This window comes from Lichenicola cladoniae (assembly GCF_013201075.1).
GTDB classification, from domain to species: domain Bacteria; phylum Pseudomonadota; class Alphaproteobacteria; order Acetobacterales; family Acetobacteraceae; genus Lichenicola; species Lichenicola cladoniae.
In genome coordinates, this window is sequence record NZ_CP053708.1 from 3,548,573 (window position 1) to 3,564,723 (window position 16,151).

The 16,151-nt window shown below is 65.9% G+C and carries 13 protein-coding genes; 7 read left to right on the top strand and 6 right to left on the bottom strand.

Going from position 1 to position 16,151, the window contains the following annotated elements:
• Nucleotides 1-70 precede the first annotated feature (70 nt).
• The 3 genes from HN018_RS16090 to HN018_RS16100 all read right to left on the bottom strand — a co-directional run bounded on the left by HN018_RS16090 (nt 71) and on the right by HN018_RS16100 (nt 4,351).
• On the bottom strand, nt 71-1,519 hold the full coding sequence (locus tag HN018_RS16090; RefSeq protein WP_171833112.1) for an HlyD family type I secretion periplasmic adaptor subunit: 1,449 nt from the start codon (nt 1,517-1,519) through the stop codon (nt 71-73).
• Between the two features lie 2 nt (nt 1,520-1,521).
• On the bottom strand, nt 1,522-3,789 hold the full coding sequence (locus HN018_RS16095) for a peptidase domain-containing ABC transporter (protein WP_408886723.1): 2,268 nt from the start codon (nt 3,787-3,789) through the stop codon (nt 1,522-1,524).
• A 127-nt stretch (nt 3,790-3,916) separates the two neighbouring features.
• On the bottom strand, nt 3,917-4,351 hold the full coding sequence (locus HN018_RS16100; protein ID WP_171833111.1) for a hypothetical protein: 435 nt from the start codon (nt 4,349-4,351) through the stop codon (nt 3,917-3,919).
• Nucleotides 4,352-4,536: 185 nt separating this feature from the next.
• Here HN018_RS16100 and metH point away from each other — a divergent pair, with 185 nt between their 5' ends.
• The 6 genes from metH (at nt 4,537) to purF (ending at nt 12,656) form a co-directional block, all read left to right on the top strand.
• Complete coding sequence (gene metH / locus HN018_RS16105) at nt 4,537-8,052, top strand: methionine synthase (RefSeq protein ID WP_171833110.1); 3,516 nt, start codon at nt 4,537-4,539, stop codon at nt 8,050-8,052.
• 110 nt (nt 8,053-8,162) lie between these two features.
• The gene (locus tag HN018_RS16110; RefSeq protein ID WP_171833109.1) at nt 8,163-8,534 is read left to right on the top strand and encodes a hypothetical protein; all 372 of its coding nucleotides are present in this window, start codon (nt 8,163-8,165) and stop codon (nt 8,532-8,534) included.
• Nucleotides 8,535-8,678: 144 nt separating this feature from the next.
• A complete protein-coding gene (locus HN018_RS16115) occupies nt 8,679-9,869 on the top strand; it encodes a Hint domain-containing protein (protein WP_171833108.1) in 1,191 nt (396 codons plus the stop codon).
• A gap of 40 nt (nt 9,870-9,909) precedes the next feature.
• A complete protein-coding gene (locus HN018_RS16120) occupies nt 9,910-10,335 on the top strand; it encodes a hypothetical protein (protein WP_171833107.1) in 426 nt (141 codons plus the stop codon).
• Nucleotides 10,336-10,493: 158 nt separating this feature from the next.
• Nucleotides 10,494-11,036 (top strand): CvpA family protein, encoded by a 543-nt coding sequence (locus HN018_RS16125; RefSeq protein WP_171833106.1) that lies wholly within the window; start codon nt 10,494-10,496, stop codon nt 11,034-11,036.
• Between the two features lie 120 nt (nt 11,037-11,156).
• Complete coding sequence (gene purF, locus HN018_RS16130) at nt 11,157-12,656, top strand: amidophosphoribosyltransferase (RefSeq protein WP_171833524.1); 1,500 nt, start codon at nt 11,157-11,159, stop codon at nt 12,654-12,656.
• 120 nt (nt 12,657-12,776) lie between these two features.
• Here the strand turns inward: purF and HN018_RS16135 are convergent, their stop codons facing one another.
• Entirely contained in the window at nt 12,777-13,286 is a 510-nt protein-coding gene (locus HN018_RS16135; RefSeq protein ID WP_171833105.1) for a DUF1993 domain-containing protein, read from the bottom strand.
• A gap of 149 nt (nt 13,287-13,435) precedes the next feature.
• Nucleotides 13,436-14,191, bottom strand: coding sequence for a class I SAM-dependent methyltransferase (locus HN018_RS16140; protein WP_171833104.1), 756 nt, complete (start codon nt 14,189-14,191; stop codon nt 13,436-13,438).
• Nucleotides 14,192-14,583: 392 nt separating this feature from the next.
• On the opposite strand from HN018_RS16140, the gene HN018_RS16145 reads away from it, so the two are divergent.
• Nucleotides 14,584-14,814, top strand: a complete 231-nt coding sequence (locus HN018_RS16145; protein ID WP_171833103.1) for a DUF2171 domain-containing protein — start codon at nt 14,584-14,586, stop codon at nt 14,812-14,814.
• Nucleotides 14,815-15,141: 327 nt separating this feature from the next.
• Here the strand turns inward: HN018_RS16145 and HN018_RS16150 are convergent, their stop codons facing one another.
• Entirely contained in the window at nt 15,142-16,119 is a 978-nt protein-coding gene (locus HN018_RS16150; RefSeq protein WP_171833102.1) for a 1-phosphofructokinase family hexose kinase, read from the bottom strand.
• Between the last annotated feature and the right edge of the window lie 32 nt (nt 16,120-16,151).

A 16,151-nucleotide genomic window follows, 5' to 3' on the forward strand; every position in this document is an offset into this window, starting at 1 on the left:
CCTGATCGGGCAATCATGCTTCGGGCAGTGCGGCGGCAGCCCGGACATGGACGGCATCCGGGCGAACCGATCAGCCTGGGTCACGCATTCCTTCGGTCGCGGTCGGGATGACCGTGCTCAACAGGAACTGCAGGATGGTCCGCTTGCCGACATTGATGTCCGCCGCAACGAGCATGCCGGGCGTCGGCTTGAAGAACTTCGGCACGTTATGCAGCGTGTATTTATCGATGCGTATCCGGACCCGATAGAACGACGTGGCACTGCCGCCCGGCGTCGTCAGCCCGTTCGCCGGCGCACTGGCGGAGGACGCCTCCGTCTGATCCTGCGAGAACGTATTGGCGCTGATGTTGGTGACCGTGCCGACGGCACCGCCATACTGCGTGTAGGAGAACGTCTGGAACTTGATGTTGGCGGTGTCGCCGACCCTTACGTAACCGGCGTCGTCGGCACTGAGCCTCGCTTCGATCTGAAGCGGCGCATCGAGTGGGATCAGCGTTATGAACTGCTGGGCGGCACTGATGACCGATCCGGTGGAAACCCTTGCGATGTTCAGCACCACGGCATCCCGATCCGCGGTCATGACGTTCAGGGCGCTGGCCATATTGGCTTTCGTGTAGGAGCCGCTCGCATCGAACAGCTTGCGCTGCGCGTCGGTCAGGTCCTGATACGTCTGTGCCTTGCTGCTCTGCACATACTCGTCACGCTCGGCGACCATCGCGTTCAGCTTGTTGCGGGCCGAGGTGGCGCTCTGCTGCGAGGTCAGCTGCGAGCGCTCGACTTCCATCAGATCGTCCTGCGACGCCAGTGAGTTCAGACGGCTGCCGACCTGGTCCCTCTGGAGCTGGACCCGCATGTTGTGCACGTCGGACGCCACCTTGACGCGTCCCGCATACATCGCAGCACTCGCCTGGTAGCCGACCAGGTCGCTCTGCAGTCCGGCGATCTGCTGGTCGTAGTCGGTCAGCTTGGCAATGTTCTGGGATTTGCGGCGCAGGAAGATGGCTTCCTGCTGGGTCGAGGCGGGGTTCTTCGGATCGACCACGTAATCCTTTCCCGACACCTCGGCAGTCAGACGATCGACCTCGGCCTGGAAGCTCTGGGTCTGGCCCAGCAGGTTGGTGACATCGGCATTCGAGACGGTCGGATCCAGGTGGGCAAGAGCCTGACCCTTGTGAACGACGTCGCCTTCGCGAACATCGATCGAACGGATGATCGAGGTCACGAGCGGCTGTACGACCATGGTCGGAACCGTGGGCACGAGTGCGCCGGGGGCTGTCGCGACCCGATCGATCGGGAACAGCGCGAGCACCAGCATGCCGGCCAGCGACATCGAGGAAATGATCCAGGTGATGTAGCGGGCAGACGGCGTCGGAGGCATCGATGCGATAGCGGCACTGGGGGAATGGAATTCCAGCAGTGCGGGAGGCATGTCGTCGTCGTTGCGACGCTTGCGAACGGCGAGCTTGCGGCCGGGAGTTTCGCCCGGGCCCTGGGTGACGAGATCGGTAGAGCCGCTCATGGTCAATCTCCCTCGGCGAGCATGGGAGCCGGGCCGGCATTGCGGTCCGGGTTCATGTGGCGATTCTGCTGCAGCCAGAGCTGGCGATAGATGGCGCAACGCTCGACCAGCACGTTATGCGGGGCGATGTCGTCCACCTTGCCCATTTCCATGACCAGGATCTGGTCGCAATCTACCAACGACGAGAGACGGTGGGACACGATGACCATCGTCCGACCCTTGCCGATACGCTGCAGGTTCGCGTTGACCAGCGCCTCGCTCTCCGGATCGAGCGCCGAGGTGGCCTCGTCCAGGATCAGCAGCCGCGGATCGGAGATCAGTGCGCGGGCGATCGCCAGGCGCTGCTTCTGGCCACCGGAGATGTTGGTCGAGCCTTCCTCGATGAAGGTCTCGTAGCCGGCCGGCATGCGCTCGATGAACTCCTCGGCGCCCGCAAGTCTTGCCGCCTGAACCACGTCGTCCAGGGTCAGTCCGGGACGGCCGGCGGTGATGTTGTCGCGGATGGTGCCGCGGAACAGGAAGTTGTCCTGCAGCACCACGCCGAACGAGCGGCGCAGATGGTTCAGGTTGATCTCGCGCATGTCGATGCCGTCGAGCTTCAGGTAGCCGGTATAGTTCCGGCTTACGCCCTGCAGCAGGCGGGTGAGGGTCGACTTGCCCGAGCCGCTTCGGCCGACCACGCCCAGCATGGTACCGGCCGGGATCTCGAAGTCGACGCCGTCCAGCGCCTTGGTCGGCGAACCCGGATAGGCGAAGTTCACGTCGATGAACGACAGCGCGCCCTGGATCTTGGGCCGCATGCCGGTGGTCAGCGCCTTGGTCTCGGTCGGGTTGTTCAGCACCGAGCCGGCCTGCTCGAGCGACGACCGGACCTCGGTGAAATCCTCGAGCAGGCGGGCGAAGCCGACCAGCGGCGAGGCCACGCGCCCACCGAGCATCATGAACGCGACCAGGCCACCGGCGCCGACGGCACCGCCGGTGGTGTCGCTCAGCGCCAGATAGGCACCGACCAGCAGCACGCCGCGGCTGATGAACATCTCGATCGGCATGATGATGGTCTGCGGCCAGTTGCTCATGCGGCCGGCTGCGAGCTTCCAGCGGGTGACCTCGGCGGTCTTCTCGTCCCACTCCTGGCGACGGGCCGGCTCGAGCGCCAGCGTCTTGAGCGTGCGGATACCGGCGATGGATTCGTAGAGCACCGCGCCGCGCGCCATCTCGGCACCGGTTACGCGCCCGACATAGTAGGCGACCGGGCCCATGAAAATGACCACGATCAGTCCGATCGCTCCGGCGGCGGCGAGCACCATCCAGGCCAGGGTCGCGTTCAGGAAGAACAGGAACGGCAGGATCAGCACCAGCGTGAACATGTCCAGGAAGGTGCGCAGCAGCGACCCGGTCATGAAGTCGCGGACCTTGTAGATCGCCATGACCCGGCCGATCACGTTACCGGCCTGCTGCCGCTCGAAATATTCCAGCGGCAGGGACAGCAGCCGGTTGAAGATGTGGATGCTGATCCGGCTGTCGATGCGGGCCGTCATGACCAGCACCAGCTCGCGCCGGGCATAGCTCAGCAGGGTCTCGTAGAAGGTGATGGTGATCATGATCATCACGATCGAGAATAAGGTCGCCATTGAATGCTGGCCGATGACCTTGTTGATGACCTGCATGATGATCAGGGCGGGCAGGATGGTCAGCACCGACAGCACCATCGAGGCCAGCGCGATGTCGCGGAGCGACTTCTTCTCGCGCATCACGACCCGGGTCAGCCAGCGGATGTCGACCGGCGACTCGGACTCCGCCTGGGTGCGGGAACGGCGGATCAGCAGGACGTCGCCGGTCCAGACCTGCGACAGCCGCAGCTCGTCCACGGCGACCAACGGATCGCCCTCGTCGCCCATCGGGTCGCGCAGCCAGACCACGCCGCGCGAATAATCGGCGGAGATGAAAAGGCCTGCGGAGCCGTCCTTGAACATGAGGACGACCGGCGGGGTGTTGAACATGCGGAGCAGGTAGCGCCACTTCAGGTGCATCCCCTTGGCGACCATGCCCTGGTCGTCCAGCCAGCGCACAAGCGTGGCGGGCGACGGCGACGGCTCGTTCGGCTCGGCCCGGAACGTCTTCGGGTCGAGCTCTACACCGTGATATTTCGACGCCGCCATGACCGCGCGAAGCCGGACCAGCAGGGGCTCGGGCATCTTGGCAGTGTGCCCCGCAGCAGGCGCATCCGGCGGAATGCCGAGGTCACCAGCATTTTCGTCGCGTTGATCCACAGGATCTCCTTCGTCAGGTCGCCGCCGGGTTCAGGACCCTCCCCGAGCGGTAGGCGCAGCTGCCACGTGTGTGGCCAAGAGCAACAACCATAGCATGCAATAGCCTGAAAACGGATGAATTTGTTCCCTACGGCTGCTCCAGTCGGAACAGTGCCGAAACCAACCTGTCGTCCGTCGCCAACCGCCTGAAACCGCTCTCGGCCGACACCGACATCACCAGCAGAACCCGGCGAAACAATGGCAGTGTTCCGCGTGCGCGCTGCTGGAACAGCTCCGACAGCAACACCGCGAGCGCTGGCCGGGCGACGCAGCAGGCACAACCGCTAGCATGTCCGGCTATCGGGCCGCTGGCCGAGCTAGCCACCCGGTTCGATGGCGGAACCCTGACAGCCGCCCAGCCCTCGGCCGGCAGCGACAACGCTGCCCGGTCCGCCACGCTCGCCACCAGCACGGTCGACCCGTCGGCCTCGGCCGCGAGGGCCGGGGGTCGCCCGATCGAACCGCGCCAGCCCGCTCCGGGAACCGTCACGATCCTCAGAGAAATGCGCGCATCGGGCAGCATCGGCCGCCTCCCTGTCGGTTCGGGCATCGTTTGGCGCCCATCACGCTGGTCATATGTGCAGCCGGGGCGACTGGACACGGGGCAACAGCCTTGTGAGAACCAAGGCCGCCCTATCTATCAGTGATGGCCTGTCGACCGCGACGTGCCGCACCATCGTAGCGACCGCTTCAGCCCGACAGGATACCATGGCTCGACCCCATCTCCTCGACGCCCTCCGGGACCAGGTGCTGCTCTGCGATGGCGGCATGGGCTCGCGCGTGCAGATGCTCGATCTCGATGTCGAGCGCGACTACTGGGACCGCGAGAACTGCACCGAGGTGCTCAACCTGTCCCGCCCCGAACTGGTCCGCGACATCCATCGCGGCTACTTCGAGGCCGGCGCCGACATGGTCGAGACCAACAGCTTCGGCGGCTCGCCGATCACCCTGGCCGAATTCGACCTCGGCGATCGCACTCACGAGATCAACCGGATCGCCGGCGAGCTGGCCCGCGAGGCCGCCGACAGCTTCTCCGACGGCCGCCACCGCTATGTGGTCGGCTCGATCGGGCCCGGCACCAAGCTGCCGTCGCTCGGCAACATCGCCTATGACCCGCTGGAAGCGGCGCTGGCGGAGCAGTGCCGCGGGCTGATCGCCGGCGGCGTCGACGCGCTGCTGATCGAAACCTGCCAGGACACGCTGCAGATCAAGGCGGCGGTGAACGGCGCCAAGCTCGCCCGCCTCGAAGCCGGTACCGACACGCCGATTTTCGTGCAGGTGACGGTCGAGACCACCGGCACGCTGCTGGTCGGTCCGGACATCGCGGCGGCGGCCACCACCATCCACGCGCTCGACGTGCCGTTGATCGGGCTGAACTGCGCCACCGGGCCGCAGGAGATGTCGGAGCATGTTCGGTGGCTCGCCGCCAACTGGCCCGGCCTGCTGTCGGTACAGCCCAATGCCGGCCTGCCCGAGCTGGTCGATGGTGCCACCTACTATCCGCTGTCGCCGGCCGAGATGGCGAGCTGGGTCGAGCGCTTCATCAACGAGGACGGGCTCAACCTGATCGGCGGCTGCTGCGGCACCGGCACCGACCATATCCAGGCACTGGACTCGATGCTCCGCCGTCGCGCCGGGTCGAGCCGCCGGCCCGCGCCGACCCTGCGCCGCCCGGTCTGGATCCCGTCGGTCGCCAGCCTGTACAGCCAGACCCCGTTGCGCCAGGAGAACAGCTACTTCTCGATCGGCGAGCGCTGCAACGCGAACGGCTCCCGCAAGTGGCGCGAGCTGCAGGAGAATGCCGACTGGGACGGCTGCGTCGCGGTCGGGCGCGAGCAGGCCGAGGAAGGCTCGAATGCGCTCGACGTGTGCACCGCCTTCGTCGGGCGCGACGAGATCATGGAGATGGACGAGGTGATCCGCCGCTTCACCAGCTCGGTGAACGCGCCGCTGGTGATCGACAGCACCGAGACGCCGGTGCTCGAGAGCGCACTCAAGCTGCATGGCGGCAAGGCGATCATCAACTCGATCAATTTCGAGGATGGCGAAGCGCCGGCGACCGACCGGCTGGTGCTGGCCCGCAAGTTCGGCGCGGCCGTTATCGCGCTCACCATCGACGAGGTCGGGATGGCGAAAACCCCCGAGGAGAAGCTTCGCATTGCCGAGCGCCTGGTCGCGTTCGCCTGCGACAAGCACGGGTTGCCGCAATCCGACCTGATGATCGATCCGCTGACCTTCACCGTGGCCACCGGCAACGAGGATGACCGCAAGCTCGGCGCCTGGACGCTGGAGGGGATCCGGTTGATCCGCGACCGCTTCCCCGACATCCAGATCATTCTCGGCCTGTCAAACATCTCGTTCGGACTCAATCCGGCGGCACGCGCGGTGCTGAACTCGGTGTTCCTCGATCTTGCCGTCAAGGCCGGCATGTCCGGGGCGATCGTGCATGTCAGCAAGATCCGGCCACTGCACCTGATCGCGCCGGAGGAGGTGCAGGTCGCCAACGACCTGATCTTCGATCGCCGACGCGAGGATTACGATCCGCTGAAGCGGCTGCTGGAGCTGTTCGCCGACCGCAAGGCTTCCGAGGCCACCAAGAAGGTACGGGCCGAGACGGTCGAGGGGCGGCTGCGCGACCGGATCGTCGACGGTGACCGCAAGGGGCTGGAAGCCGAGCTCGACGAGGCGATGGCGAAGATGCCGCCGTTGGAGATCATCAACACGATCCTGCTCGACGGTATGAAGATCGTCGGCGAGCTGTTCGGCTCGGGCAAGATGCAGCTCCCGTTCGTGCTGCAGTCTGCCGAAACCATGAAGGCGTCGGTGGCGCATCTCGAACCGCACATGGAGCGAAAGGAAGGCCAGCAGCGCGGAACCATCGTGCTGGCAACGGTCAAGGGCGACGTTCACGACATCGGCAAGAACCTGGTCGACATCATCCTGACCAACAACGGCTACAGGGTCTGGAACCTCGGCATCAAGGTGCCGCTGGCCGACATGATCGCCGCCGCCCGCGAGCATAAGGCGGACGCGATCGGCATGTCCGGGCTACTGGTGAAGTCGACCGTGGTGATGCGCGAGAACCTCATGGAAATGGCGCGCCAGGGGCTCGATGTCCCGGTGCTGCTCGGTGGTGCGGCGCTGACCCGCAATTATGTCGAGGAAGAATGCGTCGCCGCCTACACCGGCACCGACGGCGGGGTCGGCCGGGTCGCCTATGCACGCGATGCGTTTGACGGGCTGACGCTGATGGACAAGGTGGCGACCGGCCAGTTCGAGGATTATCTCAGCGCCATCCAGTCACGCCGCAAGGGCAAAGCCCGGGTGAACAAGCGGGCTCCGGAACAGGCGGAGTCGCGTGGGTTCCAGCCGGTAGATGCCGCAGCTGCGACGTTGCGACGGCGGCGGCTGAACGACGGGGTCGAGGTGCCGGCGCCGCCGTTCTGGGGGCCGCGCGTGGTGCAGGCGACGCCGAATGCGGTGATCCCCTTCCTTAACGAGCGCAGCCTCTATCAATTCCAGTGGGGCTTCCGGAAACAGGGACGCTCGCTGGACGACTTCCTGGGCTGGGCCAAGCAGGAACTGCGTCCGGTGATGAAGCGCATGCTGGCCCTGTGCGCCGAGCAGGACATCCTGAAGCCGCAGGCGATCTACGGGTATTGGAAAGCGGCCGGCGACGGCAACGACCTGATCCTGTTCGAGCCGGACGGCACCACCGAGGCGGCGCGCTTCTCCCTGCCCCGGCAGCCGCGCGAGGACGGCGCATGCATCGCGGATTTCGTGCGCGACATCGGCGATGGCGGCGCCGACGGGCGCGACGTCATCGGGTTGCAGGTGGTGACGGTAGGCCAGAAGGCGTCCGACGTGGCGCGGGTCTGGTTCGAGGATAATCGTTACCAGGACTACCTCTATCTGCACGGATTATCGGTCGAAATGGCCGAGGCGATGGCGGAATACACACACAAGCGGATGCGCGCCGAACTCGGCTTTGCCGCCGAGGACGACCGTGACATGGACAAGCTGCTGTCCCAGGGATATCGCGGCTCGCGCTACTCCTACGGCTATCCGGCCTGCCCGAAACTCGAGGACCAGGAGCCGCTGCTGCGGCTGCTCGACGCGAGCCGGGTCGGGGTGTCGCTGTCGGACGAATGGCAGCTGCATCCGGAGCAATCGACCAGCGCTCTGGTGATCTTCAACCGGGAGGCAAAGTACTTTTCCATCTGACCGGATCGCGAGTTCGGCCACTAACGTTTTGTTAGAATTTCGTTGCGTATCGGTTATGACAGACGCTATGGTTTCCTTGATGGCGCGTTCCCATCGAGGAAGGCACGACCATGGCGACCACCTACGACATGACCAGCGACGTCGAGTTCACGGCGAGCTACACCACAGCCTCGGGCGGCTTCTACGAAGCGGCGAACTCCGTATTCAGCGCGTTCAGCAAAACCGGCACGTCCAGCACGATCGTCAGCGTGCTGTTCGGGATGTATGGGCAGACGGCCGGCGGCACCATCAATGCCGGCTGGTATTCGCACATCGAGTACAATGCCCCGGTTGGTGCATCGCCGTCGACGACGTCCATGACCATCGGCGAGACGTCGAAGGCCGCCAATTCGTCCTACTATTCGACCGCCCCCAACAAGGTCACGCCCGCTGCATCCAACGGGGGACCAAGTGATGCGAACACCGGCTACGGCACGCTGTAGATCTCTCCGATCGGGATCGGCACCACCTTCAGCAAAGGCATTACCTTCTCCGGCATCAACAACACCCTGGTCTTCGATACGAGCACGCCGAATATCGCGTCGCTCGGCACGCTGAACAACTTCCAGGCCGCCGGCGATCAGATCGTGCTCAACGGCGTCGCCGCCGCGACCGCCTCAATCACCAGCTACAGCAACGGCACGCTGACCTACGTGAACAACGGCGTCAGCTACCAGATCATCTTCGGCGGCATGGCGGCCAGCGTCGGCACGTCGAACTTCGCGATCGGATCGGTGGCGGCCATCGAAGGCGGCAATGCCTCGACCTTCGCCAACAACCTGGTGATCAGCTACGTCCCCTGCTTCCTGCGAGGCACGATGATCGCCACGCCGGATGGCGAGAGGCCGGTCGAGAGTTTCCGCGCCGGCGATCTCGTCAGCGTCCTCGAGGGTGGGGCCCGGGTCGCCAGGCCGCTCATCTGGACCGGCGGCCAGACCATGCGGACCGGCGAGTTCGCGGATCCGGGAGCGATGTGCCCGATCCGGATCCGCAGCGGAGCATTTGCGGACGCCATCCCCCATCGCGACCTGCTGGTCACGCCCGAGCATTGCATCCTGACCGAGGCCGGTCTCGTCCCGGCGCGGATGCTGGTGAACGGCAGTTCGATCCTGATCGACCGGAGCATCCCGGACTACGCGTTCTTCCATCTCGAGCTGGAGCGGCACGGCATCCTGCTGTCCGAGGGCCTGGCCACGGAGAGCTATCTCGACACCGGCAATCGCGGCGTGTTCGCGAGCGTCGGGGCGACCGACCGGCCTATGGTGATAGCGGCACCGCTGGCGGTCAGCCGTGCCCTGGTGGAACCGCTCTGGAACCGGCTCTTCGCCCGCGCCGGGCTTCTCGGCTTCGCGCCCACGCAGGCCAGCTTCGCCGTGACCAGTCAGCCGGACCTGCGCCTGCTGCTCGATGACGGGCGTGAACTCGGCGCCTGCCTGCATCACGAGCACCGCCACATGTTCCATATCCCGCAAGGCACCCGCCCGCTGCGGCTCCTGTCGCGCTCTGCAATTCCGGCCGAGACGATCGGACCGTTCGTCGACGATCGTCGCACGCTGGGTGTTGCCGTCGATCGGCTGGTGCTCTGGGCCGGGCTGGATGGGACGGTGCTGGCCGCCGCTGACATGAACCTCGGAGGCTGGCATCCGCATGAGGCAAGCGGACGCTGGACCGACGGGAATGCCGGGCTCGACCTGCCCAAGGCCGGTTCGGATACCTTCCTGGACGTGCATGTCGCTGCGACGATGTTCTACCGCGACGAGGCGTGCATGGCCGGCTGATCCATGACCGGCCCATTGCCCGCTGGGCTGGCTGTCCTGCATGATGGTTCTCGCAGCGCGGCCTCCGGCGCGGGCGGATCATTCGCAACGGGACGCTGTCCAACCGATGGAACACACCGCCAGAGCCGATACCGTCCTGGCCGCCTTGTTCAGCCGGCTGGACGAGGACCGTAACGAGCCCGCGTCGGTCAAGAGCCTGGCACAGGAGTTCGGGGAGCAGGCAGTGCATTGCGTCGCCCATACGCTCGAAAGGCGCCACGATGCCCTCGTGCAGTCGAGTGCCTCCATGCTCCGGACGCTGGTCCAGCTATGGGCCGCCTCAGGCCTGGCCCCCGACGAGATCTGGATCGAGCTACATAAGCGCGAGCAGCTCGGCAGCCTGCTGATGCAACTCAACCAGGCGCAGAGCCAGGCCCCGCGGCGGCTGCTCAAGCCATGGCGCGTGGACAGCACCAAACTGCCGTGAACCGGATGCCGCGCGGCGGTCGGCCGAGGGAATGGCAGGGCTGATATGACAGGGCTGGCGTTGCGGCGTCGGCGGGGCGATATACCCGGCATCTTGACCCCGTATCCTCTTCTCCCAGGCCAGGCCGAGCGCTTCCGAGTCCCGGAGTGTCCGGCGCGATGAGCTGGGTCGACCTCGCCGTGCTCGCGATCCTCGTGTTGTCTGGGCTGATCGGGCTGATGCGGGGCGGTGCCCGCGAAATTCTCGGACTGTGCGCCTGGATCGGCGCGGCCGTGCTGGCGACGCGGATCTATCCACAAGGTCTGCCCCTGTCGCGCCGCCTGATCGGCGATGACGCGGTGGCGGACCCGGTCGCCTTCATGGTGGTGTTCGTCGTGCTGCTGATCGCGTTCCTGCTGGTGGCGGCAGCCCTGGGCAGCCTGGTACGCGGATCCCTGCTGGGCAGCCTCGATCGCCTGGCGGGGGGCTTCTTCGGGCTGGTTCGGGGGTTTGCCGTGCTGGTGGTCGCCTATCTGGTAGTGGTGCCGCTGCTCCCGACCGATGAGTGGCCACAATCCGTGCGCGACAGCCGCAGCCTGTTCTATGTTCGCCAGGGCGCCTTCTTCGTGGCGGCCCGATTGCCGGACCGGTTTCGCCCCAATCTCGGTTCGAACCCCACCGACGGCCCAGCCGGGGCGTCCGGGGAAGACCATGCCACCTGATCGCCGCGCATCGATCGCCGGCAGGAGACATTCGCCATGACCGATCAGTTCGGCGGCCATCCTTATGGCCCGACTTCGTCCCATGAGGCCGGCGGGCCGGACGGCCCGACCCGTTCGGAGATGCTCGGCGAGCCGAGCGGGCCGCACGACGACGACAAGCCGCACGAGGAATGCGGCGTGTTCGGGATCTGGAACGCGCATGATGCCGGCGCCATGACGGCACTCGGCCTGCACGCGCTGCAGCATCGCGGCCAGGAGGCGACCGGTATCGTCTCGTTCGACAAACAAGGCAGCGGCTTCCATACCCACAAGGGTCTCGGCCTGGTCGGCGACGTGTTCGGCGATGCCCGCATAATCGGCGCCCTGCCCGGCCATGCCGCGGTCGGCCATAACCGCTACGCCACCACCGGCGCCACGGTGATCCGCAACGTTCAGCCGCTCTACGCCGAGTTCGAGTTCGGCGGCCTGGCGGTCGGGCATAACGGCAACCTGACCAACGCCGCCAACCTCAGGCGGGCACTGGTCCGGCGCGGCTGCATCTTCCAGTCGACAACGGACAGCGAGGTGTTCATCCACCTCATCGCCATCAGCCTCTATTCCAGCGTGACCGACCGGCTCACCGATGCGCTCAAGCAGGTGATCGGCGCCTATTCGCTCGTGGTGCTGACCCAGGAGGGGCTCATCGGGGTTCGCGACCCGCTCGGGGTACGGCCGCTGATCCTGGGGCGCATCGACCAGCCGTCCGAGAACGGCCTGGAGACCAAGCCGTCCTGGGTACTGGCCAGCGAGAGCTGTGCACTCGATATCGTCGGCGCCGAATTCGAGCGCGATATCGAGCCGGGCGAAATCGTCATCATCAACGATGACGGCGTGCGCAGCATCAGGCCGTTCGGCAACCAGGCCGGCCGGTTCTGCGTGTTCGAATACATCTACTTCGCCCGCCCGGACTCGGTGCTCGACGGGCACGGGGTGTATGAGGCGCGAAAGCGGATCGGCGTCGAGCTGGCCCGCGAGAGCGCCATCGAGGCGGACGTGATCGTGCCGGTGCCGGACTCAGGCGTGCCGTCCGCGATCGGCTTCGCGGTGGCAAGTGGCATCCCATTCGAGCTCGGCATCATCCGCAACCACTACGTCGGCCGCACCTTCATCGAGCCGACCGACCAGATCCGCAATCTCGGAGTGAAGCTGAAGCATTCGGCCAACAAGGCGATGATCGAGGGCAAGCGGGTGGTGCTGGTCGACGACTCGATCGTACGCGGTACGACCAGCCGCAAGATCGTCGAGATGGTGCGGGCCGCGGGTGCCACCGAGGTGCACATGCGGATCTCGTCGCCGCCGACCACGCATAGCTGCTTCTACGGCATCGATACGCCGGAGCGCGGCAAGCTGCTGGCCGCCAACCACTCGGTCGAGGAAATGGCCCGGCTGATCGGCGCCGACAGCCTCGCCTTCATCTCGATCGACGGCTTGTATCGTGCACTCGGTCGGCCCGAGGGCCGCGATCCGGAGACGCCGCATTACTGCGACGCGTGCTTTACAGGCGACTACCCGATCAGCCTGGCCGATATCGACGAGAACAGCCGCGCCCGTGCGCCGGTGCTGGTGTCGGAGGCAAGCTGACCAAGGCTTCTCCGAAGGCGGATAACTTCCGGATATAGCTTTCGGTCCACGCCCGCTCTCACGTGCCCGGCCGGCCCCGTCGAAACGACCGGGCCGGCCGGTGGTGTGTAGAGAAGGCTGCTACACGCCGGTGAGGTAGGTCATCTTGCCGATTTCCACGCCCTGCTGCCGTACCAGGCCGTAGGCTGTCGTGACGTGGAAGAAGAAGTTCGGGATGAGGAACTGCGTCAGGTAGTCCCCGCCATTCTTGAACACGTGCGGTTCGCCGCGCGCCGGAATGGTGATGCTCCGCTCCCCGCCCGCATTGATCTGCTCCGGGGTGAAGCTCTCGACATAAGCGATGACCTTCGCGATGCGGCCTTTCAGCTCGTCGAACGTGGTCTCGGTATCGGCGTGGCTCGGGGGCACTTCGCCGCTGAGCCGGGCAGCACCGGCCTTGGCGGCATCCGCCGCGCTCTGCACCTGGCGCGCCAGGTTGAACATGTCCGGTGCCAGACTGGATTCGATCATGGTGGCGGGCTGGATGCCCTTGGCCGCGGCATGGGCGGCTGCCTTGTCCAGGATGCTGGAGAGATTTTGCAACATGCGAACCATCATCGGGATGGAGGCGTCATAGATCGTGAATGCCAAGGCTGCTGCTCCGTTGCCAACCGGCCGTATACGACCGAACGTCGCGTCCATAAAGCCGGCGTGACCGGAGTTCGGTTCTTCGCGCCATCGACCGGAAGCGACCTCGATCGTTCCGGGCCCATACCGGCCCCGGGGGATCGTTTGCGCGGTTACGATCGGGCTGCAGATGCACCCGCATCGGACTTGCGGGCCATGACGATCCCGAGCGGTGGGAACGTGGTCAGCGGCCAGGGTCCACGGCGCTGCACGGAGAGACCTTCGTTGCGGAGCGTCGCAGCGTAGTCACCGAGATGCATCATGTCGGAGAGCAACGCGACGCCTCCGGGGCGCAGGACGCGGGCGATCTCGCGGCATGCCAGGGCGCGCCCATCTTTTTGCGGGATATTGTGCAGGCACAAGTTCGATACGACGACGTCGATGGACTCGTCCGGCAGCGGCAAGGCTCGGGCGTCCCCTGAACAGATACCGGTCCGGTCGGCCACCCCCTCACGGTCCATGGCCGCTCTCGTCTGGTCCGCGCCGTTACCGCTCAGATCCTTGGCCTGCCAGAGATCGATGCCGATCGCGTGCCCTCGCAACGCCCGACGGGCCGCGCCGGCAAGAAGCACGCCGCGCCCGGTCCCGACATCGAGCACCATCTCGTCGCCACGCCAGTCATGCAGGGCGAGCAGCCGGTTGCAGTGCCGTGGCTTGCCCCAGATTGAATACCCCAGCATGGCAAAGCCCGGGGCTGCACAGAACAGGATCGGGAGCCAGAGGACGATGCGTAAGGGCCCGATCACCAGCGCCCCTTCGACAAGCTGCACGATGAGCATCAGCGCGGCGATGGCGAGGTTCACCCGGATCATTCCGGGCGCATCGATGCCCCATGGAGCGATGACCGGCCTGCGAGCAGCGACGTTCATTCCGCACTCTCCGAATACCCGCCGATGCGGGATGACGGCAGCATGGCACCAATCGCCCGCTGGCAAGCATGCCGAGGAGAAGCCTGCCTCGAACCGGAGACGGCAACGATCATCCGTTGCAGCGTGGCAACGTTATTTCAGGCATTTCCGATACGCGGGTACCGCCATCCAGGCCACCATATCGCTACCGTATCGGATGGAGAGCGGTGGCAACCTCATCGCGTCGCTTGTTCAGTGCCTGCGTCTATCGTCCGTCCGCATCGCTCTCGCGACGTGAGCGGGGCGGGGGAGAATCAGATGCGACACGGGACGTTGATCGGCGTTAGCGTCGGAGGCGTGGCCAGACGCGACTGTCTCGCGTCGATATGCCCAACCACACCAAGGAGCCACCAATGATCGATCTGAGCCAGATCAAGGAACACGCCGAAGTGATCGGCGCCGACGGCGTGCATGTCGGCACCGTCGATCACCTTCAGGGTGACCGGATCAAGCTGACCAAGAAGGACTCGTCCGACGAGAAGCATCACTACATCGCGACGTCGCTCGTGGCCGAAGTAGAGGACGGCACGGTCCGGTTGTCGGCCAATTCGGACGTGGCGCTTACGTTCGAAGAAACCGAATAAAGTCTACCCCATCGCGGACTACGCGGCGGCGTCGAAGCATGGCGTCGCGTGGTCCGGTATCGAGACCAGGTCCCTCAGGATGAAGGTTGGGCTGAAGCCACCGGGCAGGACCAGCCATCATGATGACCGGAGCCTCCTTGCTCATCGGCGTCATCACGGCGTGCTTGGCTGTAAGCTGGTGACGGACTGCCCCTTGCCGCACGAGATACCGATCCGGCCGGTTTTCAAGATGCTCCGTTCCTCGCGAGCAGGCAGTCGGACCATCGGCCGGCGCATTCGGCCAGGATCACCGGGCTCTGCGTGATCAGCATCAGGGAGGCGTAGTCTCTACGGGGACTGGACCACCGGGGCGGGCGCCGGGGCGGCCAGCATCAGGCCGCGCAGGCGCTCGACCGTGCTCCGCTCGGGAGATGCCGTACCGGGCATTGTGACGGCAGCGGCGCCGGTGGCGACGCCCCAGGCAAAGGCATCCTCGGGGCTTCGTCCGTCCGCCAGCGCCATCACCATCCCGGCCAGGAAACTATCACCGGCCCCGACCGTGCCGTTCACCACCACGTCGAGTGCCGACAGGCGAACCGCGCCCCGCTCGCTGACCAGCAGCGCGCCGTTCTCTCCGAATGTGACCGCCACCAGGCGAGCCTTGCCGGCACTGATGATCGAGGCGGCGGCGTGCTCCTGGTCCTTCGGATCGGGCAGCCGGCGCCCGATGACCGTCTCCAGTTCCGAAAGGCTCGACTTCAGCAACTCGATGCCACCGCCGCCGAGGCCGCCACGCAGCGCCGAGCCGGAACTATCGAGTGCCACGCGCATCCCCCGCCCCCGCGCGACGCTCGTCAGGCGCGCATAAAAATCCTCGGGCACGCCCGGAGGCAGGCTGCCGCTGGCGACCAGCCAGGCGGCGTCCAGGGTCGCGACCGTGTCGAGCATGGCGGTCCATTCCGCGCGGCTCACCGTCGGACCCTGGGCGATGAACCGATACTCGTTGCCGTTCGAGGCGTCCGTGACTGTATGGCTGGTTCGGGTGCGCCCGGCGATCGGCACGCTGCGGTGCTCGATCCTGCGACCCTGGAGCAGCGCCTCGAACAGGCGCCCGGTCGGACCGCCGCACAGGAGCAGTGCCAGGGCGTTGCCGCCAAGCGCATTGACCACGCTCGCCACGTTCACACCGCCGCCACCGGGATCCTCGCGTTCGCCGAAGGTGCGGAGCTTGTGGGTCGGCTGGACGCTTTGGGCCTGCGCCGCGGTATCCACAGTCGGGTTCATCGTGACCGTAATGATCGGCGTCTTGGACGAGGAAAGCGGCATGCAGGCTCCATCGGCGTAATCCAGGTTCGGCG

Bases quoted from the DNA above. Each gene is read 5' to 3' on its own strand.
- HN018_RS16090 (WP_171833112.1), bottom strand. From the start codon at position 1,519: ATGAGCGGCTCTACCGATCTCGTCACCCAGGGCCCGGGCGAAACTCCC.
- HN018_RS16100 (WP_171833111.1), bottom strand. From the start codon at position 4,351: ATGCTGCCCGATGCGCGCATTTCTCTGAGGATCGTGACGGTTCCCGGA.
- metH (WP_171833110.1), top strand. From the start codon at position 4,537: ATGGCTCGACCCCATCTCCTCGACGCCCTCCGGGACCAGGTGCTGCTC.
- HN018_RS16110 (WP_171833109.1), top strand. From the start codon at position 8,163: ATGGCGACCACCTACGACATGACCAGCGACGTCGAGTTCACGGCGAGC.
- HN018_RS16120 (WP_171833107.1), top strand. From the start codon at position 9,910: ATGATGGTTCTCGCAGCGCGGCCTCCGGCGCGGGCGGATCATTCGCAA.
- HN018_RS16125 (WP_171833106.1), top strand. From the start codon at position 10,494: ATGAGCTGGGTCGACCTCGCCGTGCTCGCGATCCTCGTGTTGTCTGGG.
- purF (WP_171833524.1), top strand. From the start codon at position 11,157: ATGCTCGGCGAGCCGAGCGGGCCGCACGACGACGACAAGCCGCACGAG.
- HN018_RS16140 (WP_171833104.1), bottom strand. From the start codon at position 14,191: ATGAACGTCGCTGCTCGCAGGCCGGTCATCGCTCCATGGGGCATCGAT.
- HN018_RS16145 (WP_171833103.1), top strand. From the start codon at position 14,584: ATGATCGATCTGAGCCAGATCAAGGAACACGCCGAAGTGATCGGCGCC.
- HN018_RS16150 (WP_171833102.1), bottom strand. From the start codon at position 16,119: ATGCCGCTTTCCTCGTCCAAGACGCCGATCATTACGGTCACGATGAAC.